The 21,180-nt window shown below is 38.1% G+C and carries 14 protein-coding genes; 3 read left to right on the top strand and 11 right to left on the bottom strand.

Annotation, left to right across the window (positions count from 1 at the left end; translation table 11 throughout):
• Positions 1–31: 31 nt before the first annotated feature.
• Entirely contained in the window at positions 32–682 is a 651-nt protein-coding gene (locus C8N37_RS10950) for a DUF2625 family protein (protein ID WP_211322235.1), read from the bottom strand.
• Between the two features lie 900 nt (positions 683–1,582).
• Here C8N37_RS10950 and C8N37_RS10945 point away from each other — a divergent pair.
• On the top strand, positions 1,583–2,128 hold the full coding sequence (locus tag C8N37_RS10945; protein ID WP_108158922.1) for a hypothetical protein: 546 nt from the start codon (positions 1,583–1,585) through the stop codon (positions 2,126–2,128).
• Between the two features lie 82 nt (positions 2,129–2,210).
• Complete coding sequence (locus tag C8N37_RS10940; protein WP_045755517.1) at positions 2,211–2,954, top strand: 3-keto-disaccharide hydrolase; 744 nt, start codon at positions 2,211–2,213, stop codon at positions 2,952–2,954.
• A 102-nt stretch (positions 2,955–3,056) separates the two neighbouring features.
• Here the strand turns inward: C8N37_RS10940 and C8N37_RS10935 are convergent, their stop codons facing one another.
• Genes C8N37_RS10935 through C8N37_RS10925 form a run of 3 tightly spaced genes read right to left on the bottom strand, consistent with a single transcriptional unit; the run spans position 3,057 to position 5,505 of the window.
• Complete coding sequence (locus tag C8N37_RS10935; protein ID WP_108158921.1) at positions 3,057–3,806, bottom strand: mechanosensitive ion channel family protein; 750 nt, start codon at positions 3,804–3,806, stop codon at positions 3,057–3,059.
• A gap of 2 nt (positions 3,807–3,808) precedes the next feature.
• Positions 3,809–4,453 carry a hypothetical protein gene (locus C8N37_RS10930; protein ID WP_108158920.1) on the bottom strand — a complete coding sequence of 215 codons (645 nt, stop codon included), beginning with the start codon at positions 4,451–4,453 and terminating at the stop codon, positions 3,809–3,811.
• Positions 4,444–5,505, bottom strand: coding sequence for a hypothetical protein (locus C8N37_RS10925; protein ID WP_146171060.1), 1,062 nt, complete (start codon positions 5,503–5,505; stop codon positions 4,444–4,446). The genes C8N37_RS10930 and C8N37_RS10925 overlap by 10 nt, the downstream gene beginning before the upstream one ends.
• Positions 5,506–5,854: 349 nt before the next feature.
• Here C8N37_RS10925 and C8N37_RS10920 point away from each other — a divergent pair, with 349 nt between their 5' ends.
• Positions 5,855–6,832 carry a hypothetical protein gene (locus C8N37_RS10920; RefSeq protein WP_146171059.1) on the top strand — a complete coding sequence of 326 codons (978 nt, stop codon included), beginning with the start codon at positions 5,855–5,857 and terminating at the stop codon, positions 6,830–6,832.
• Between the two features lie 243 nt (positions 6,833–7,075).
• Here the strand turns inward: C8N37_RS10920 and C8N37_RS10915 are convergent, their stop codons facing one another.
• The 7 genes from C8N37_RS10915 to C8N37_RS10885 all read right to left on the bottom strand — a co-directional run bounded on the left by C8N37_RS10915 (position 7,076) and on the right by C8N37_RS10885 (position 21,110).
• Positions 7,076–8,059, bottom strand: coding sequence for a DUF4973 domain-containing protein (locus C8N37_RS10915; protein WP_108158917.1), 984 nt, complete (start codon positions 8,057–8,059; stop codon positions 7,076–7,078).
• Positions 8,060–8,246: 187 nt separating this feature from the next.
• Complete coding sequence (locus C8N37_RS10910; protein WP_108158916.1) at positions 8,247–10,301, bottom strand: RagB/SusD family nutrient uptake outer membrane protein; 2,055 nt, start codon at positions 10,299–10,301, stop codon at positions 8,247–8,249.
• An 11-nt stretch (positions 10,302–10,312) separates the two neighbouring features.
• Positions 10,313–13,459, bottom strand: coding sequence for a SusC/RagA family TonB-linked outer membrane protein (locus C8N37_RS10905; RefSeq protein ID WP_108158915.1), 3,147 nt, complete (start codon positions 13,457–13,459; stop codon positions 10,313–10,315).
• Positions 13,460–13,474: 15 nt separating this feature from the next.
• Positions 13,475–14,938 (bottom strand): IPT/TIG domain-containing protein, encoded by a 1,464-nt coding sequence (locus tag C8N37_RS10900; RefSeq protein ID WP_211322234.1) that lies wholly within the window; start codon positions 14,936–14,938, stop codon positions 13,475–13,477.
• Positions 14,939–15,833: 895 nt separating this feature from the next.
• Entirely contained in the window at positions 15,834–16,937 is a 1,104-nt protein-coding gene (locus tag C8N37_RS10895; protein WP_108159078.1) for a family 43 glycosylhydrolase, read from the bottom strand.
• Positions 16,938–17,177: 240 nt separating this feature from the next.
• The gene (locus tag C8N37_RS10890; RefSeq protein WP_307724952.1) at positions 17,178–19,025 is read right to left on the bottom strand and encodes a glycoside hydrolase family 2 protein; all 1,848 of its coding nucleotides are present in this window, start codon (positions 19,023–19,025) and stop codon (positions 17,178–17,180) included.
• Between the two features lie 39 nt (positions 19,026–19,064).
• Positions 19,065–21,110 carry a beta-L-arabinofuranosidase domain-containing protein gene (locus C8N37_RS10885; protein WP_108158912.1) on the bottom strand — a complete coding sequence of 682 codons (2,046 nt, stop codon included), beginning with the start codon at positions 21,108–21,110 and terminating at the stop codon, positions 19,065–19,067.
• Positions 21,111–21,180: the final 70 nt, after the last annotated feature.

The following is a 21,180-nucleotide window of genomic DNA, read 5'->3' as shown; positions in this document are numbered from 1 at the left end:
AACAAAAACTGAATACATCTTTTGTTATCCATTACACGGCTTGCAATGCTAGTTTTACTCGCTCTTCTGTGGAAACCCATTTTCTATTGTTGCTTTGATGACGGGTTCGCCCCTCAGCACTCCAATCTGAATACACATCACTGCCATTAACGTTAGCCATATCATCCTTCCATGACTCCCATTTATAGGCTTGATAAAACAAATCTAAATCACCATTCAATGACCAGTTAATAAAATCAGAATAACCACAGGATAAACTTTCCCAACTTGACGTATGTGGAGCAAAATAATATATCTGACCAATATCCTCACCCAACTCTCCTGCATTGATAGCAAAATATCCACCGATAACATCATCTGCAATCAGTAAAAAACCTCCCTTCTCCCCTTCGTTGCTATAGGTTTTTCCTTTATTCCATTCCATGATACCCCTATTCAGTTTGTTGGAACCAGATCCCAAGATGCGCAACCAGCCATGGTCAATTAGAATACCTCCTGTCTCAAATACGATGGCAGCTACTGGAGATTTTGTTGATATCTGTAGACGCAATAATTCCTCATCTGCACGTTTGGGATTTTTTGGTAAAATCTCAAAGTTATTCTTTGAGTCTTTCATCCACGATTTTACCAATCCCCAACCAAACTCTTCCTTATTTATTAAATCTTTTAATGTCTTCATCATCAATTCTCTTTAAAACAATCCATACTCCAGTCTCTGTAATATATAGCGAAGTAAAAGATTGCACAATCTGTTCGGTTCGGATAACCTAACCATTTACATGTTCAATTTTGACATAAGATGCGTCTTAAACTATAAAATGAGTTCGAACACATTACCCCATAAAATGGAAACCGTACAATGGATATCCCGATGCAGTAATACAAAGAAATAAAAAAGAAACGAATATCAAGGCAAAACATCGGTACAAATTGATTAAACGGCGCTTCATCGCTTAGAGAAGATATTGAAATAGACCTGGAAAAATATTATTTAAAAAAATATTGAAAAAAGATTTGACTTAGTGTATAAATAACACTATATTTGTATCATCATAATTTAGGTTTATAATTGGTTATAAAGGTTTTCATTCTCCCCGTTTGAAAACCTTTTGTTTTTTACCCAATTTCTAAACTAAAAGACCGACTCACACCAACTTAATCCACTATGATATAGATACATAAAAATATATAAGATCGATCCCAATAGCCATTCATAAATTTACTATCCCAGCAATAAAAAATGACGTTAACTTGTAAAGGTTATTTTCTCATTCCTATTTATTATTGAGCGATTCCAGTAAAAAAATAACGTACAGGAGATTCTAAAAAAGATAACTACTATAGGAGGAGAAATGGTCTGCTACAATCCACATTTGCTTTGATAACTTAAAAAGAATTGTTTCATGTTCAAGACCTGACCATTTGTTATTAATAGCAATCTGAAGTTGATGTAGTAACAAAGCGTTATATTTCAAAATAAGTGGATACACATGGAGGATACACGGCTAAAAAACACTATTTTTATTTGGATACAGTTTTAAACTGTCAGTAAAGATATTAATGATTGATATAGATTATAAATATGAACAATACACCCTATATGCTGATATTAGTGATGAGTTTTTTCAGTTATAAGTCTGAAGGAACAACTAAAAAGCAGCTTAGTGCATATGATAGCACAGCTATACAACAAGATACTGCTAAAGTCAATTACAGTTCCCGAATTAAATCCCCATCAAAACTAGACCTTATCGAAAAAACGAATGCGAAAAATGTTTCCCAGTCTGGTGATGATGTAAATAAGGCCTATGTTCGTCTGAGCGCTGGAGATAGCACCATTCATATCGGCGCCAATATGCGTCTGGATCACCGGATATTTGGTTTTGATCAACCGAACACAAACTCCAAACGTTTGTTTCTATTTTCGATCTTTACTGATGATGTGAAAGACAATCCATTTAATTTTCCTTTAGGCGCTTATTATGATAGTTCTGACCTAGCGTCAAAGAATTTGACGTTACACTATATCAAGACTAGTGGTGATTTTATTGAGGCTAGCCTCTCCAATTCTAAAAATAAAATTACACATCGGCTTTATTTTGAGAAAAAATGGATAGAGATTGAATAAAGTATGATCATTCATTGAACTTTTTTAATTTATATCCATGAATACTTATATTTATATTTACGTAAAATCAATCTATTACAGTATGAACAAAATATTTCAAATCAGCAGTCTTTTTTGCTTGAGTTTAATGAGTACGTTAACCTATGCTCAAACCAAATTTAAACCTGAAGATACCGAATTTTACACGCCTACTCTGCGGACAGTCACCACAGCTGCCAATAAAGCTCCTTCAGATGCTATTGTTCTTTTCGATGGCTCTAATCTGAATCAATGGGTGAGTTCTAAAAATACAAGCCAACAGGCGCCTTGGCAAGTCAAAGATGCTGTATTAATATCGACACCGCATACAGGTGATATTCAAACCAAGCAGAACTTTGAAGATTTTCAATTACATGTCGAATGGAAAAGTCCCGAAGTGATTAAAGGAGAAGGGCAAGGACGTGGAAATAGTGGTATATTTTTACAAGGTCATTATGAAGTTCAGGTTTTGGACAACAACAATAATCCAACTTATGTAAACGGTCAGGCGGGCTCCGTATACAAGCAGCAGCCTCCTCTTGTGACTGCTGTTAAGCCAGCTGGAGAATGGCATACCTATGATATTGTATATACAGCTCCACGTTTTAATGTAGATGGTGTTTTGATCAAGAAAGGTATGGTAACATTGCTCCATAACGGAGTGGTAGTACAATACAACACACAAATTGAAGGTACTACAGAATATATCGGCTTGCCCAAAACGTTAGTTCATGGTCCTGGACCGATTGTTTTACAGGATCATGGAGATTTAGTTAACTTTCGAAACATCTGGATCAGACCGTTATAAGAAAAAAAATAATAACACAACAAGAGCTGCATCTTAATCTATGCAGCTCTTGTTCATATACAGTGAAGTTCATTCCCATATTCCATTTTTTATACGAAATAATTAAGGGTTTTTCAAATAAATATCTTGTGTAGGAACCGCCAAATGAATATCATTTTCTTGGAAAATTTTGTTGATAACAACGATTAAATTACTTTTTACCTGTCCCGAATCTTTTATTGTTCTCACCCAAAAATAGATTTCTAAAGCAACAAATTGGGCAGAAACTTCTCCAAACTGTATGACTGGCTCAGGGTTTTTTAAGATCTGATCATCTAGAACCATACTATCTAATAATAACGTCTTAACCTGTTCCAAATCTGTTCCATATTGCACTTCCACCCGTAAATGAACACGCTTCTTCATACCTCCCAATGTCCAGTTGATCACATGAGAATTTAATAAGTCACCATTTGGCATGATGAGGTCTGCACCGTCTGCCGTCGAAATAACACTGCTTCTAAACCCGATCGACTTGACCTTACCCGACTGGCCTCCGATTTCGATCATGTCATCCACGTTAACAGGTTTTTCAAATGCTATAATTAAGCCACTAACCAGATTATTTACTAAAGTCTGCAGTCCAAACCCAATACCGACTCCTAAAGCGCCAATAATCAACGTAATTTGCTGTACAGGTATACCTACTGCGGCAAAAGCCAGAAACAGTCCCAATACGATAATGCTTATTCGAATAAGAAGAATCCAACTCCCGATATGAAAGCTAGTATCTTTCTTCTCATCATGATTGCGCCATTGTGGATCAGAAGCAAAAAATGAAACCACTTTGGAAAGCATAGTCGCTCCAAACATAATTAAAAAAATACGAGGATATTATAAACCGAAAATGTATACGTACCTAATTGATGCTCGTTGAAAAATAATTCGTTAAGTGGTTCCGCGAGCAATCTAAATTCGTAAAAGTTTCGCCCTACCAAGATAAACCATCCGGCGATCAAGGTTATATAAAAAAATACAGGAGCTCGCTTCCCTACTCTATTGTAATTAATATATAAAAACCTCCTTTCTTGTTTGGTATAGATCATGGAAACATAGGTTAATCCTTCGTTCACCAAACGTATCACCCATAGAAAAACAATGGCTACCACAACATTTATTAATCCACTAACCATCAACAATTTAGCCACATTGAGACGACCAAATAAGTTGAGACCGATCGATGTAATTTCCATAAAAGTCATCAAGCAGATCGGAAAAAGAATCCACTGCTCCTGAAGTTTATGATGCTGATTTCTGTTTAATAATGCAAACAATCCAACAAGAGCGCTTGCTGTTGATAGGAAAATCATCACCCATCTTTCAGGACGCGATGCCTGCAAAATAAGATTATCGACAGCAGCTAATGTATACAAGGTAAATATGGTCAACCAGATACCCAGCCAATATTTTGTGATATATTTTCTAAAAATAAAGGAAATCAATACCCCTATTATAAACAAGATAATCGTTGAAAAAACAAATGGTGGACTAGAAACAAAAATTGTCCTACCCCTAATGCTATAGCAATACCTGAAAAAACAGGAGCATTTAAAAGTAGACTTTTATCATATTCATTGATCAGTTCTCTTTTTATTTCGCTCTTTAAAGCAAGTAAGTAGGATACAACAATTCCAATAGTGATCAATAAAATAATCATTTTACCCCAATGCGCCTTTATATAATATGTGATCAGAAGTTTTGTTTTAACCATCGAAAAATAAAGGACTTCCTGTAAGGGGCGGTCATAGTTACTTTCTTCCCAAAGTGCGGCAAACTCTTTAGCAAAATTTCTATTGGAAATCTGTTGTTGGTAATATCGGATTTCATCCATATCTGTTTCTAACTTCAGAAGTTCCAAATTAACGCGATTTTGCATGATCTGTATTCCATTAATATTTTGACTCAACTTATCGATAACAGGCGATATTTCCTTTGCTAGTATCATCAATCTGTTTAAATATTGCCTTAAATCCGATGAGTCTCGTGATAAAACAAATAGTGATTTATCATCGGATAGGGAGTCAATCTGTAATCGATAATTAACCAGCTTGGACTGATAATTATCTAAATTGTTCTTATACACTTTTACCTCGACTTGGAGTGCATTCAAAATATTGTAAGTAGTGCTCAAGTTTCTAGAAGTTTGTGAAGAACCCTTATTTTCAAAAACACCATCTTGAGCGAGCTGATGCCATTTAGTAACCTGATCTATTTCAACTTTTAATGCCACAGTATCAAATCCTTTTTTTAAAAAAGCACCTGCCTGTCTGGAGAGAATTTTGATTTCTTCAAATACTTTATTTTGTCTAATAGTCGCTCGATCTTGTTCCAAATCAATCAAACTTTTTTTCGATGATTCTTGAAAAAAACTTTCCATTCGAGAGACAAAGTCTGCCTTTACCGTATCTCGTTTGGTAGGAATGCTATCCTGCCCCCTTGCCTCACTAATTAGTGATAAAAAAAAGAAACCTAAAAAAATAATAAAATAATAGGATGACAATATTCTTTTCATGTGAGGGTATTTAGATAACACGACTTAAGTATGGATATGTAAGATTCGAAATCGAACCAAATAAAACTAAGAAATATTTTTCAGATTATTAAAATAGTCTTCGTATTCTATTCCCTTTTCTACGCTGATAATGGATAGTATGACAGGCAATTATTGGAAGGATTTTTTTATTTCATAAAAAAATATAACTAGATTTATAGCTATTATTATTGATATATGTATTGAAAACTTTTAATTGCGATATTGATTTCGCTTTGTAGAAATCTTTTTTATTATTTAAAATGCTACGATCTTCATATTCCTAAAGAATACTTTACTAAAAAATAAACCTAACTAAAATATAATCGTTATGAAAATTCTGAAAACTGTATTAAAAATATCAGTTTCATGTTGTTTAATGCTCAGCACACATGCTGTCTCAGCACAATTTGGTGGCTTACTCAATAAAGTAAGTAAAGCAGCAACTAGTAAAGGAGCGCAAGTTTTAGGTTTGGATAAACTATTAAAGGAACCGGAAGCCATTACGACAAATTTTGACGATGTAGACCGCAAGGGAGAACAAATGCCAGAATTTGAACAAGATGCGATCTATAAACCTTTACATGAATTATCACGTAATGGAAAAGATGGTTTTATCCTACAGGCAGGTCATTATGAGATGACCAATAAAAGTTATTGTCTGAAAGCTGGTACGCATGCCCCATCATCGGGTGATGGTTACATGTATGCTCCTACATTAGGTAAAAAAAGAGATGTAGTCGTGGCTATACTCAAAAGTGCAGAACAACATCCTGAAGTTGAACAAAGTGATATCCAAATGCTTTTATGGACTATCATTGCACGAACTAAATTTATTGACTACGCAGGATCTGTCAAAGAAACAGCTTTAATCTTGCTCACGCCAAAGCAATTATTACAATTGGAAGGAGGTGCATTGGGTATTTTACCTTTTGATGCCATGCAAGCTGCAAAAGAACAATTACCAGCATCACTACGCGCAGTCTTTGAAGCGGAAAATAACATCCGAAACCTGGTATCATCCGGCAATTATTCTTATGAAGAATTTGAGCAGTATGCAATTTTGGCGGGCATGGCTCCCCTACGGACAGATACGCCAAGTGGAATTTGGACATTACATCCTGATGGTTATTATATTCGGTATTTCCCTAGTGGGTATAGTATAACACGTATTCAAATTTATGTGCCTGAAGGATTAATAAAAGAAGGTCAAACATTAATCTATGATGCTACAGATGATATTTCATGTCCTGCCAATAATGGTTCACAGCGCTTAGCTCAGACAAACGAACCGATCCTGAATCGATAGCGCATAATCGAGCAAGTTTTAAGCACATGTTTGAAAACTTCATGTTTTTGATTAAAAAATCCATTCCATTTTCACCAGGCCACTACTATTCAGATCTAGTCAAGTGGTAGCCTGGTGAAATCTATAGGCTCCTATCAGAACTGATCACGAACCTGAAACAAAAAATGCGAAGCTTTTACACTCCGCATTCCCTACAAACTAAATCACCAAAATCTTTTTTCTCTTGACCCCTCTGGTCTTTTTTTACCATTCGATTGACTGATCTTCGTCAGGAATCTCTGTATTCAATCGGCGCTGTAAAATCAATGAACCCGTTACTTTATATTTAATATCAACATTTGGAACCATTGTATAATCGGTAAATTGATAGTCAATATTATTGATGGCGATGTAGCGATGCAACAGATAAGGGCGTACCGCATCCTTCTGTTCTGAAATCGTATAGCTAGCATCTTTATTCACTTTAAAATTGATATTGGGATTATCAGCACGAAAGCTGACCCCACCAGTTTCATTAAAAGTTGCATAAATTTTATATTTACCACGATCTTGTCGTTCCTCATCTATATTTCCTGCATAAAAGAAAATCGTATTTTCATCAACCACATAGCTCCGGATCTCACTTTTAACAATCGGAGTTTCATTTTCATATCCCTCCATATTTGTTTTCAAGGCAGTACCACTATAGGTTCCTGAGTAATTATTAAAAGGATAGATCCGCAATAGTGCTTTTCGATAATGTTTTCGTGGATTAGCCTTGTATCCATTGGAAGCATCGTCTAAGATCGTTAAAGGGAGTACCCACTTATCGACCATATCAATATTTTTGAGCGTAAAATCGATTGGCATTAATGCCGTGCTTTCTCCAGATTTGATATTAACTGACGGATTCATGGAAAAGTATTGACTGGTGAGCTCGCGGTAATAAAAATCCGCTCTATTTTGAAAGCGTTCATAATTTAACACCTTCAATGTATCGGTATCGACACGAATTTGAACGGTTATATTTTTATCATTTATAGTCGATCCGCTAACGATCATGGGTAACATGAAAGTCGTTTTCTGATCTCCTTTATAACGAACGTAGATATTAGAAACACCTTCACTTGTCAAAGGAGCCTTAAATGAAACCAGGTTTTCAAATTGCTCATCTTTCCATTCATCATTGCAACCGCTAAATACGAGCAGCAAGGAGAGTAGCAATACTTGTATATCTATTTTTTTCATTGGACAATTTATTTTTATAAGTGCAGGTTCTAAAGTGTATATAGGAGTTTAGTGCAACTCTTACCTTTTAAAAACATTTCACTTGAGTATGTTATTATTTACGATTTTAGAATATACGTAAGCTAATTTCACCACATTCATAACTATTTTATAACAATTAGCTCACGCAACTTTGAATCACCTATATTTAATCGTTGTAAGTCCACCCTGGGTTTTGTGTCAATCGCTTATTGCGTTTAAGTTCGCTATGACTGATCGGCCAAAACCACATTTTATCAGCAAAGGTTGTTTTAAGTGTCCATACAGCTACTGGTCTATGAAAGAGATCTCTCTCCTGAGCATTCATCAGAATGTTACAGCCATAAACTGGCAAAGCCTCCTCTGTAGGTGCATCCATCCAACGACGTAGGTCATAGTAACGCTGTCCCTCTCCCATCAGTTCGATAAAACGTTCTCGCTTTAATGTCTTTCTTAACTCCACTTTGCTACTATACACCTGCGCGGGATAGTCGGGTACACCACCGCGGATTCGAACCGGATGAATACCGCGCTGCATCTGGTTAATATCCCGACTGATCGCATAAGTTGCACCTCGCCATGATGGAATATTGTAGGAACCACTGAGTTCATTTAACGCCTCAGCATAACCCAACAAAATATCTGCGTAACGAATGGCCGGTTCTGCTTTTGAAATGACACGGGCTGCACTTCCACCTTCGTAGGTATCACTAGGATGAACAAATTTTTTCACTCCAAAACCTGTACGTAGCCAATACGCATTGGAAGAATTGAAGCCATTGCCTTTGTTATCATCACGATAATAAAACACTTGCTGATTGCGGTTCCGTTCCAAGGTTTCATTGAGTAAGGTCCAGAAGCTACCATTATAAGCAACAGAAGCATAAAAACGAGGTTCTCTATTTGCATACTGTAAAGAAACACCTTCTCTCAAGGGCTTATATTTCCCTAATTTATAATCGTCAGCAGATACATAACCGCTTAAACGGTTTGATCCATTACCGCGTCCGATCTCGCTATCTTTACCGGGAGCGTCTTTCCCATCATTCATATAATAGGCGTCGACAAGCTTTTGAGTAAGCCCATGCGTATTCCATCCCGTTGCAGAACGAGGCAACTGATGGATGACCATAGCAGCGATACTCTCACCATCTTGATTGTTACCTCTTGTAAAAATAAGTTCCGGATTTCCTGAGGCTTGCAATGTCCCGTCAAACACTTGTGCATAGGACTTGGCAGGATCGATATTTGCCCAACCTTCTGGCCAATTCTTTCCTGAAAAATTATTGTCTTTAGGAGGCACAACAGTCGCTTCATCACCTGTTTCTTGTATTGGAACCCAATATAGTCTATATACGCCTAGTTCAATCACATCTCTTGCCGCAGCAGCAGCCTTTGCCCATTTCTCTTCTTGGTAGTCGGGTGAAAGTAATTTTCTGCCAGCATCATCAATTAATCTTGCCGCAAAACTGGATGTGTTTCCATTCGCTAGCGGACTTGCAGCATAGAGTAAGACTTTGGCACGCGTAGCCAAAGCTGCCCCACAACTCGGACGCGCAGAGCCATCTTGCCCCCGGTTCATCCCCAGCTTTTCCATTTCTTTAGCAGCTAGTAATAGTTCATCTGCAATAAAGGTGGCACATTCCTCGTAGGTATTACGCGCTGTAGCAATGTCATCATAACTTTTGGTATAATCGATTCCTTCATCAGGTAATAATGGAATCGGACCATATTTACGCAAGAGTAACCAGTACAGATAAGCTCTACCAAAACGAGCTTGCCCTCGATAATCTTCGATCTCATCCGGGGTCATTTCGGTATTCATATACACATTATGAATAAAGGTCGTAGCATTGCGAATGCCCCGATAAGACTGGGTCCAGCTGCTTTGTTTATCATTTTCAGTATAAAGCCCCATTTTGAACATGTTGTAAGATAGTTCGGTCTTTGAAGGATCAAAATCCCGGTCCCGATCACCATAATACATATCATCGGCAAAATTATGCGGAGTAAGCCCTTTACTGGCTACATCAACATTTTCCCCTTTTAATTCCTCAAAAACATGTGCTAGCCATTCTTCTGTATAAACTTTACTTTTAAAGACTTTTTCAATCGTAATCCGGTCCTTAAAGTATTGGTCAGATTCGAGGTAATTTTTTTTACAGGAGGAAATAAAACTTGTACATAGCACAAATAATAGCATGGAATATATCTTCTTTTGCATTTCTCTTCAATTTATAGATTAACATTTATGCCTAACGTAAATGATTTAGGCAATGGATAGTCTTCACCTCTAGGGCTGGCAAGTTCAGGATCCCAAAGCTTAAATTTTGACCAAGTCAGCAAATTGCTTCCAACAAGGAAAATACGGATGTTATTGGTCTTGATCCGATTAGCCAATGACTTGGGTATGGAGTAACCGATATCCAACGTTTTGAGACGAAGGTATTGACCGTTTCTAAGCCAATAAGTAGACTCTCTAAAGTTATTTGGGTTTTGACCATAACTTAACCGAGGATAAGAAGCATTGGGATTTTCAGTAGCAGGATCTCCTGAGATATCTGCAGAAATCCAACGGTTATCGCCCATCACACCTTTCATGACTTGACCCCACTCGCCTTCACTAAATGCATGTACCGTTTTGCCATAAGTGGAAAAAGTAGATTTTCCTGCTCCTTGAAAATGCACATTGAGATCAATCGATTTCCAACTGACCGAAGCACCGACACCATAAATTAAATTTGGTCTTCTGGTCGCGCCAATTGGAACACGATCACCATCATCAATTACTCCATCACCATTGATATCTTTATATTTCAAATCTCCCGGTTGATAATTTCCGAAAGTTTGGGTCGGACTGTTACGGATATCATCATAATCCTTGAAGAGGCCTAAAGCCACTAATCCTTTAGCTTGATCGACACGAAAACCGCGTTCATTCTGATAACCATACACATTGTTCTCCTCATCTCTTTCTAAAATGATATTCTTACTATAGGTGATGTTACTTCTTGCGGTAATATGGAATGCTCCAAGAGTCTGCTTATACTCAAATCTTCCGTCGAATCCTCGTGACTGCACCGCACCTACATTGGCCCGAGGTGTACTCTCTAGTCCAACGATCGCAGGTAAAAATCTGCGTTCCATATAGATCCCTGTACGCTCTTCATCGAAGAAATCAAGGTTAGCAATAATCTTATCTTTAAATAGCGAGATATCGAATCCTAGATTTTGTTTTGTTGCCATTTCCCATGTCACATAGGGAGAGGCTACTTGCGCATATTTCATTCCTTGATAGTACCTATTGAACCCATAGTCGGCCCATTGGTACCCCCCATCCGGTATCCTATTGCCTGAACCATCTAAAGCAAAACTTCCATCACTATTCCTGCGCCAGATTTCTTCGACAGTATATAAATAAGGGAAGCGCTCCTGATTGCCATTAACTCTCAGTTGATCATTGCCGACACGACCCCACGAATAACGGATCTTAAACATGTTCACCCAATCCAAGTTTTCCTTGATGAAGGGTTCTTCTGATACATTCCAGGCAGCAGAAACTGCTGGAAAAAAACCATACTGCTGTCCTATAGCGAAATTTTCTGAACCGGTGTAACCAAAATTGAAGTCAGTAATGTATCTATTTTTCCAGTTGTAGGTCACCCTTCCTGCGAGCGCTTGATTGCGTCTAGAAATTCCATTTTTAATATCACCCCCGATGTTTACGGTATTTACCAGAGCGTCACGTGTAAACCGGATGACCCCCCCGATATTATGGTGGCCAAAACTTCGGTCATAATTGAACATTAAATCCAGAAATTCACGTCTTTCACCTTCTGCACTACTCATTTGAAACATTTCGCTGGGATTGGACACATGCGTAAAAATGAGGTTCCCATTTTCATCGCGCGCACGCTCGGCACGCCACTGCTCAGGCCATTTACGGCGAGATATATTACTTTTATTGTTGGTGTCAAATCCGACAATCCCTCTGGCCCGAAGTCCTTTGGTAATAAAATCAAAATTCTGCTCGATGGAAACGTTGGTCTGGATACTATTGGTCCAGTTTTCATTAAAACCCGTCTGCGTGGCAACTACCCAAGGATTAGTTTGATTACCTGTACCGATCGCAGGTACATAACCATTCGAGTACATAACTGGTGTACGGATGGGCGAATATCCAAACAGTACGCCCCAAAAATCATCATCACCCATTCCCGGACTGTTTCGTTTGTCCAAGGATCCTGCAACACCAACTTTAGCGACCGTTGTTTTAGTGATATTAAAATCGGTATTCAAACGGTAATTCCAACGTTTGTAATTGGCATTGGTGTTATAATCATTACGCAATGTTTCATCGATCTTATACATCCCACCTTCATCAACATAACTACCAGATGCAAAATAGCGCGCTGTAGGTCCACCACCACTCATATTGAGATTGGCTCTGTAAGTCATTGCACCATCTTTGAGCAACAGATCTTGCCAATCTACATTAGGATATAAATCTGGATCCAATCCTAATCTCAAAATTTCTAATTCCTCAGGTTGATAGATTGGTGCCTGATTACGGGTAATACGCGATTCATTTAAGAGATTAGCGTAGGTAACACCATCTTCAAATTGAGGAGTGATTGTACGGGTATTATAAATCGTTTCATCTTTAAAATTGATATTGATTTTCCCCTCTTTACCCCGCTTAGTCGTGATGAGAATAACTCCATTTGCTCCTCTAGAACCATAAATTGCTGTTACAGCAGCATCTTTCAATACAGAGAAGGACTCAATATCTTCAATATTGATATCGTTGATATTACGCTCGATATTATCGACTAAGACCAAGGCACCTGTGCCACCTCCAAACGTTGAAATACCACGAATCCAGAATTCGGAAATATTTTTTCCAGGTTGTCCAGATTGCATCATAGCCATCACTCCTGGTACATTTCCTGCTAATGCATTGGATAAGCTCGACGTCGGGTTGGATTTGAGGTTATCGACATTTACACTACTCACAGCTCCTGTCGATGTCAATTGTTTTTGAGCACCTGTTCCTGTGATCACGACTTCATCAAGCACGCTCATTTCAGATTTTTCAAGTGCTATATTAATAGCAAAAACATCTTTGATCAGCACTTCTTGTTTGATATATCCGATATAAGAAAATGTCAATCGTTTATATCGTTCTACTTTGATTTTATACCGACCATTGCTATCTGTAACCGTACCTAATCCCGGTGAATCGGTTACAAAAATACTAACCCCTACTAAGGGTTGTTTTTGGGCATCAGTGACGACACCGGTTACTTCGACAATCTCTTGAGCCAACACACTATAGGTGAAGCCAAGCAGTAACATCGCTATTATTAAGAATTTTTTCATTATGAAAACCACTGATTATTCGTTAATACTTTGATCCATTTCTTCAAGTGCTATTTTACGGATTCGGCGATTCGATTGATCTCCAATGTAAAATGCACCTTCGGCCTCATTATAAGCGATACCGGAAGGTCTGTCAAAACGTGCCTCCTGCCTCAGATCTCCATCTACGTAACCATAAGGATTCGCATTTATACTGGAGCTACCTCGTCCTGCAAAAGTGGTCACACTCCCATCGGGCTTCAGGATACGGATAGCATGATTCTGTTGATCTGTAAAATAGAAATCATATTCATCGGTCTTACCATCAGCGACATATTTTGGATTTTTCACAAATACACCCTGATAAGGATTTCTCAGTCTGGCAGAAGAACCTACTGCATCTTCATAACCAGCTCCTCTAAGTTGACCACAAACCAAGTACGGTTGATTGAATTGTTTCTTTTCCCAATTGTAATCCACACGAAGGATATAGTGCTGGTTAATGACGACAATGTATGCGTAGTTTCCTGTAGGATGGATCAAAATCTTATATTCCCATTGCGGATCGTGAACGACAAACAATTGTTCAAAATCCTTAACACCAAGCCCTTGATTAAAATATTTATTGAGATCAAAGCGAAAAAATTGTCCCTTCTCGTAGCTATTGAAGTACATTTCTCCATTAACGGGATGAACAGAGGCTCCATTACACTGCCGATAGGTGGTCAGCACTTCTCTATCTTGCCATTGTCGATCACGCGATAATCTGTAAGTCGCCCGGTCATTTTCTCCACCGCGGTCTTCTGCTATAATCATATATTTATGATCAATAGTAAAATCTATACTACGAGGACGGTCAAAATCTGAACGTTTTTTGGTTACGGTACTATCCGCAAAATTGATCAAATAAAGTCCATTATTATTGTCAAATGTCATCCAGAGATGCTTGGGATTGACGGGATCAAATTTCATAAAAGAAGGTTCCCAAAATCCACTGGCCATTTTACTTTGGTCGGCATCTTTAAATTTCCCGTCCCTCCAAGGTTCATCACCCCGTGAGTTTCGGTATCCAATAATGGTCGACACAACCATTTTACGTTGATAGTCAAAAGGTTTTGCTGATTTCCCCACAGCTTGTTGAGCTGGATCTCCCACCCGCACTTCAATGTCACCATTAAACGCTTGTCTTGGAACTAAGCAGTAGAGTGACTCCCCGAGTACACTTATTACCTTTGCCTGCTTTCCACCAATAAGTACGTGTACATTCGTGGGGTCATTCCCAAAATTTTGCCCATAGATAATAAGGCGTTGTCCCATACCTCCCGATTTAGGACTAAAATCGGATACGACGACAGGTTTAGAAGGATCAAAGGGTATGGTCTCGATGACATTCTTACTGTCATCCTTACAGCCCCCTAATCCAAAACTAAGTACAATAAATGCCCATAGCATGCTGCTTAGGAACCACCTATTGCTTTTAATAAATTGGTTAGTTATCATAAAATATAATTTGGTTAAAATTTATGCTCGAGTTTTGAGGAATGGTCAAATAGTTATGCTTTATTCCTAAAAACCCAATGATCGATGATAAAAACTTATCCTCGTATGATCTGATGAGTGAATAAATCTTTCATAAAAATGAAATTTATACTCACTATTGGATGACCAGCTGATATTAAGGCGGTGTCATGAACAATTTTCTTTCATCATCTTTGAGACGAACGTATGACCGTATCGACAAAGCTCTTATCCAAGAGGCGTTTAAAATTGATATCTGCATAATTGGTTAATACTATTAAAGCTAAATGGTATTAGCTTATCATGTTAAAAAAAAGACCTGATAACGGCTTCAATCGACGATTTATATCTGTTATTTTTATAATTTCCTTTCAAAAATTAGCCTTCTCAAAATCACATCAGTTCATGGATTCACTGCTTTTTACAGCATATACCTGCGTTCAAAAAAGCAGCATATAAATCTATAAAAGTTGCTTCTTGCTCATGACAAATAGCATACGGCATAAATAAATCTCTAAATGTATTTCAGAAGGTTTAATTCTATAATTGATTAATCAAAAATAATCAATGTAATAAAATTGATACTATCAATTTATCTCAATAGTCTGCTTATTAGTATCATACCTATCCATGATAAATGAAACTCTGTTTAAAATAAAAATCCATTTCCCTATTATAGAAATAAGGAAATGGATCGTGGAATTGCAGATGATTAATTTATCTAGTTGTAATAGACGAAAGCCACAGCTTCATTTAATTGAACATAACCAAAACAGGCGTTTCATTCATCTGTTTTGAGCACATCAACCATTTACATGAGCTTGTTGCTTTTGAAAATATCGACGAAGGGGTCATCGATCATGTTGGTTCATACCGATTATAATATCGATTTAAAAAAAGGTGCTGCATTGGTCATATGGCTACTGGTTTGATTTTCCACTACTGGCCAACCTGCGCTCCACTTAATCTGATCTAATAGTAGAACTCGTCTATTACCACCTGAAGAGACTCTACTTTGCTTGGGATCTATACCATGGTATAGCATCCAGTCTATACCGTTGTCATCTGTGATGATTCTTGAATTGTGCCCTGTGCCCACAAAGTGGTCATTACCTTGAAGCAATAGTGTGCCGGCACCCCTAATTTTCAAATCTCGGCCCTCTTTGTCATAATAAGGGCCTTGCAATTTTTTTGAACGCCCCACCATCATATGATAAGTGCTCTTAGCCCCTTCACAACAAGAACCTTTTGAACCAAAGAAATAGTAATACCCTTTTCGTTTGTGAATCATAACAGCTTCAAAATCTCCAGCAGCTACCTTAAACTTTTGCTGTAAATCAGAAACATGTAGTCCGTCTTGTGTAAGTGGAATTCCATACGTGCCTTGCGTATGGGCATCGCTAAAACTTCCCCAGAAAAGATAATTAATCCCCTTATCGACAAAGAAATGTGGATCTATAGAATTGGGAACCTGAATCTCTTGACTATCAAATAATTTACCCTGATCTAAGAATGGACCAACAGGCCGATCTGCAACCGCAACACCGATTCCTGGATTGGGGTCTCCCCAAGTGGAAAAGGCATAGTAAAGTAAGTATTTGTTTTTTACCTTGACAACATCAGGAGCCCAGATTCCTCCCGAAGCTTTCCAAGATGGTTTCTTTTGAAAAGCCGTACCTATCCATTTCCAATGAACTAGATCTTTGGATTGTAGTATAGATACGAGACGTTCTCCGCGTTGATCTCCCCAATTATCTGCAGTGCCATATGCATAGAAATAAGGCGTCTCAGGATCTTTAATCACAGTTGGATCTGCGAGTATCGGCTCAAATACTGGATTCATATATGTCGCACCACCCTTGTTCGTAATCTCGCTATCTCTTAAATTTCGTTCCCTGTAACCTAGGCTACTGCATGCAATCGAAAAATAAACGATAAAAATGATGACTAAACAACGTCCGATAAAATTTGTTTGATTCATGTGATCCCCGATTAATTTGATGTCCTTAGATGATCCGTGTATGGTCATAAAAAAGGACCTTGCTACATACAGGTATGCGCAAGGCCCTACAAACCAACCTATCTAAATCTGTTTTACTTTTTTTCCTTGTCTACTTATATTTTGATGAAGTAACCACATAAGACAGCTGTAGCTTTTAAATCCCAGCGCTTAAATGGGCATCCTTTACCCAATAATATTCAAGTGAGTTGGACTATTACACTAACGTTTAATTAAAAAATCATACAGCGGCTTATGAATTGCCTTCAGTTCACTTTCAGGCATTTTCATTACTTTCCGATCATAGGTCATGAGTCCATTTGTTTCCACTTCTACATCTGTGGTCTGTGTATAAACGGCAGCTGATAGTCCCATTGGAATTAAGCGGTTTAAATCATGGATGAGTCTTTTATACCGGTCTAATAACTCTGTTTTGTTTTTAAAACTTTGATACCCCCAATTGTCCTTTTGCTGCCAAGAATGACCTTCTATAGGTAAACCTAAGCCGCCAAATTCTCCTAATGCCAATACTTGGTTGGCTCCAAATAAAGACGGGTCGGGCATGGCGGCATCAGGATAATTATGGATGTCGAGCATATGTCCCGTTTCCATGAAATTACCACCACTAGCACTGTTTACCAAACGAGAGGGGTCATTTGCAATGGTCCATTCAGTAATTTCCTTCGTCTTAAATTGCCCCCATGCTTCATTGAAAGGTACCCAAATGACGATGCTTGGAAAATTATGTAACACTTCCATAATTGCTTTCCATTCTTTGCGATAATATTGTTCTGATATTGCTGATCGGGTTTTGTCACGATCACCTCCTGAAATTTTCCCCGGTTGCATATCCCAGTTATTACCTCCAAGATCACCACTTGGCATATCTTGCCACACCAACATACCAATACTATCGCAGTGACGATACCAACGTGCAGGTTCAACTTTTATATGTTTTCGGATCATATTAAATCCCATTTCTTTAGTCTTGACGACATCAAATTTCAAAGCTTCATCAGAAGGTGCAGTATGCAAGCCATCTGGCCACCAACCTTGATCCAATGGCCCATATTGAAATGTAAACTGATTATTTAACAGGAGACGTTGAATACCGTCTTTATCCTTTTGCATCGAGATTTTACGCATTGCAAAATAACTTTTTACCTGATCGATCACCTTACCTTTTCTCAGCAGTTGAACTTCTAGATCGTAGAGCTTTGGATTGGAAGGAGACCAAGGCTCAGCATTTGGAATAGCAATGGTAAACGTATGGTTGGGCTCACCGGATTGTTCCTGCATAACTCGATTACCATCTAAGGCTTTTACCTTAATCTGGTCACCTGGTTGACTGACGGCTACAAAAGCCTCAAATGTCAAATTCCCTTCATCCAATTGCGGAGTTTGCTTGGTACTAACAATGTGACTTTGCGGAACACTCTCTAACCACACTGTCTGCCATATCCCAGTCACTGGTGTGTACCAAATTCCATTGGGATGATTCACTTGTTTCCCACGTGGTTGAGGACCATCATCTGTTGGATCCCATACCCGTATAGCAATATCTTGTTTGGTTCCTTTTTTAAGAAATGCAGAAATATCCATCGTAAAGGGATCGAATCCACCTTCATGCCTACCGACCAGTTGCTTATTGACAAATACATCACACTGCCAATCTACAGCACCAAAATGTAATAAGACTTTATTTTTTTGAACCGCTTTATCTAAACTAATGCTATTATTATACCACAATGCTTTATCCTTACCCACTTCTTTTCCTACACCAGACAAAGCTGATTCAACTGCAAAAGGTACTAAGATATCACCTTCCCATTGGGTTGGGATTTCCTTAGCATCGACAGCTGTGATGGCATACTTCCAAAGTCCATTTAGATTTTGCCAATTGTTTGATCGGACAAGCTGTGGTCTTGGATACTCGGGATGAGGTTTTTGAACATTCACTTGTTCTCCCCAAGAAGTTAAAATGCGCGAACCTGCAGGTTTCCACTCTTGTGCAAAGTTCATCTGTACGGTCATCAATAAGCTTGCAAATAATAAGGTTTTCTTCATCATAATAAACGTGTAATCATTAAAATCTTTATATATATATTACTATTTTACAGTTGGAAAAGCCGCGATCCGTAATCGTGCCGCTCCCATAGGAATCAATTCCACTTCCTGTATTTTTGTTTCGGTACTTACTGGACTGAGAGGCAACACAGCAGTCAGTCCATGAGCATCAATCTTCCATTCGGGAATTTTCTTCGCTTTCACTAGAATTGAAATGGGTACTGCATGGGCTTCAAAGGGAAATCCATCTTTTGGCCATGCTTTTTTTACTACTTTCAATTGTTTTAAATCTGTCAATTGCTCTGGTAATAACCCGAAGTTCCAATCACTCTGCGGAAGTATTTCAAAAGAAGGCCATTTGGAAGGATCAGCAGTCTCTTGCCATTTGGAATCCCCTATAGCCGATTCTTTACTATCCTTCTGAATATAATTTTCTTTTATTTTCAAAGCGTAGGTCAACGGTCCTCGATTGATACTGACCGAGTTTTTATTTGCAGCCCATTGTTTAACTTCGATTTCCATAGGCAAGACCAACTCCATCAGATCACCATCTTTCCACATACGATCTACTTTGATATACTTTCCATTGCCGACGATATCGGTAGTTCTACCATTGATTTTAAGCTTCATATTTTTTGTCCAGACAGGAATCCGCAGATAAAAAGGAAACTCAACTTGCTTGGACGTTGTTATTTTAAATGAGATCGTCTCGTCGAATGGATAATTGGTTTCTTGCTGAATATGCACACGTTGATTATTAGCGACTTTCACATCTGCTTTGGATGCTGCATAAAGCACTGCTGCGACCCCATTATCATTTGTTCCCATATATAGGTGTTCGGCATAATAGGGCCAACCTTGGCTATGATTATGCTGACAACATCTTGAACTAAAGGGATTCATCATTAAAAAAGGCCCACTATTATCAATCCCTGGAGCGTGGTTGTGACTATCGCTAATACTCATATTGGGACTTGTAATATATCGTAATGCCTTAAAATCTGCTGTTACTGCTGCAGGATAGGTGTTGAATGCGACGTCTTCTGCATGATCTGCCCAGAAAGGATCTCCGGTGATACCTAGTAAAATTTCATTGGAAGCCATCTGTTCTACCATCCCACATGTTTCGACTCCTTGTCGTGGATCTGTGTAACCTGGACGGGCATTTTCATCCGCTCCAAACATACCACCAGGTACCTGCCCAAACACCTGTCTGACAAAATGAAAATTGTCGTAGGTAGCTTTCAAATCATCTGGAGATTGACTTTTTAAATAATAAGTAGCTGGCTCACGAAAACATTGTGCAACATTCACATTATGCCAATTGGGTAAATCATTAATCTGTTTCCAATTTGCCGTATTGCGGTGAATTTTATCAGCCAATTCCATCAACCATTCATTTCCTTGGGTGCGATTGTATAACCAATACACGGACAACAAATTGTCTCCGCCACGGCTATTCTCCCAATAATCTTTTAAAAAGAAACTATCTGGAAGTTGCATCTGCCATTTGAAATATTTAGTCATCAGATCGAGTACCCGAGGATCAGGACTGTACTCATAATAAGATTGCAGACACCAAAGCATGATCATATTGCCCCATAAATCGGGTTTATTATTCCTCAGGATCAAGGGACCAAAGTAGCCATCGGGACGCTGACTTTGAATAGCGCCGTCTAACCAAATTTTAGATTCAGCCAAAATTTTAGGATCTTTTAAGATATAGCCGAGATGTGCATATCCTTTTAACCAATAAGGAACTTCTTCCCAACCAAAATCACCTTTGCCATCAGGACTCAACCAAGCATTATTTTTCTTGGACAACCAGGCACTGATCTCTCCTAAATGCCCTGTCAATCCCTCTTTTTGCAATGCTAAATATTTACCCAGCCAACCCGTGGGGACAATATTACCTATAGGAATTTTGAGTAATACATTTTGCTTTAGTGGTAGTCTATTATTGATATAATTGATACTTTCCCCGTTTATAGGTAACTGTTCAACAACTGCAACAGATCCTTTTTGAGCGGATGTCGAAATCCAAATACATACTAAAAAAACTAAAAAAACTATTTTTTTTATGATCATAACAAGTTTAATTTTGGAACCAAGAACTCGTTTTTAAGTTATTCTATCTTCCTACTCAACACATTTATAA

The sequence above is a fragment of the Sphingobacterium faecium genome (assembly GCF_003054045.1).
In the GTDB taxonomy this organism is placed as follows: domain Bacteria; phylum Bacteroidota; class Bacteroidia; order Sphingobacteriales; family Sphingobacteriaceae; genus Sphingobacterium; species Sphingobacterium faecium.
This window is presented reverse-complemented; position numbering and strand designations above follow the sequence as displayed.

Coding starts and splice junctions, on each gene's coding strand:
- C8N37_RS10950 (WP_211322235.1), bottom strand. CDS start 682: ATGATGAAGACATTAAAAGATTTAATAAATAAGGAAGAGTTTGGTTGG.
- C8N37_RS10945 (WP_108158922.1), top strand. CDS start 1,583: ATGAACAATACACCCTATATGCTGATATTAGTGATGAGTTTTTTCAGT.
- C8N37_RS10940 (WP_045755517.1), top strand. CDS start 2,211: ATGAACAAAATATTTCAAATCAGCAGTCTTTTTTGCTTGAGTTTAATG.
- C8N37_RS10935 (WP_108158921.1), bottom strand. CDS start 3,806: ATGTTTGGAGCGACTATGCTTTCCAAAGTGGTTTCATTTTTTGCTTCT.
- C8N37_RS10925 (WP_146171060.1), bottom strand. CDS start 5,505: ATGAAAAGAATATTGTCATCCTATTATTTTATTATTTTTTTAGGTTTC.
- C8N37_RS10920 (WP_146171059.1), top strand. CDS start 5,855: ATGAAAATTCTGAAAACTGTATTAAAAATATCAGTTTCATGTTGTTTA.
- C8N37_RS10915 (WP_108158917.1), bottom strand. CDS start 8,059: ATGAAAAAAATAGATATACAAGTATTGCTACTCTCCTTGCTGCTCGTA.
- C8N37_RS10910 (WP_108158916.1), bottom strand. CDS start 10,301: ATGCAAAAGAAGATATATTCCATGCTATTATTTGTGCTATGTACAAGT.
- C8N37_RS10905 (WP_108158915.1), bottom strand. CDS start 13,459: ATGAAAAAATTCTTAATAATAGCGATGTTACTGCTTGGCTTCACCTAT.
- C8N37_RS10900 (WP_211322234.1), bottom strand. CDS start 14,938: ATGATAACTAACCAATTTATTAAAAGCAATAGGTGGTTCCTAAGCAGC.
- C8N37_RS10895 (WP_108159078.1), bottom strand. CDS start 16,937: ATGAATCAAACAAATTTTATCGGACGTTGTTTAGTCATCATTTTTATC.
- C8N37_RS10890 (WP_307724952.1), bottom strand. CDS start 19,025: ATGATGAAGAAAACCTTATTATTTGCAAGCTTATTGATGACCGTACAG.
- C8N37_RS10885 (WP_108158912.1), bottom strand. CDS start 21,110: ATGATCATAAAAAAAATAGTTTTTTTAGTTTTTTTAGTATGTATTTGG.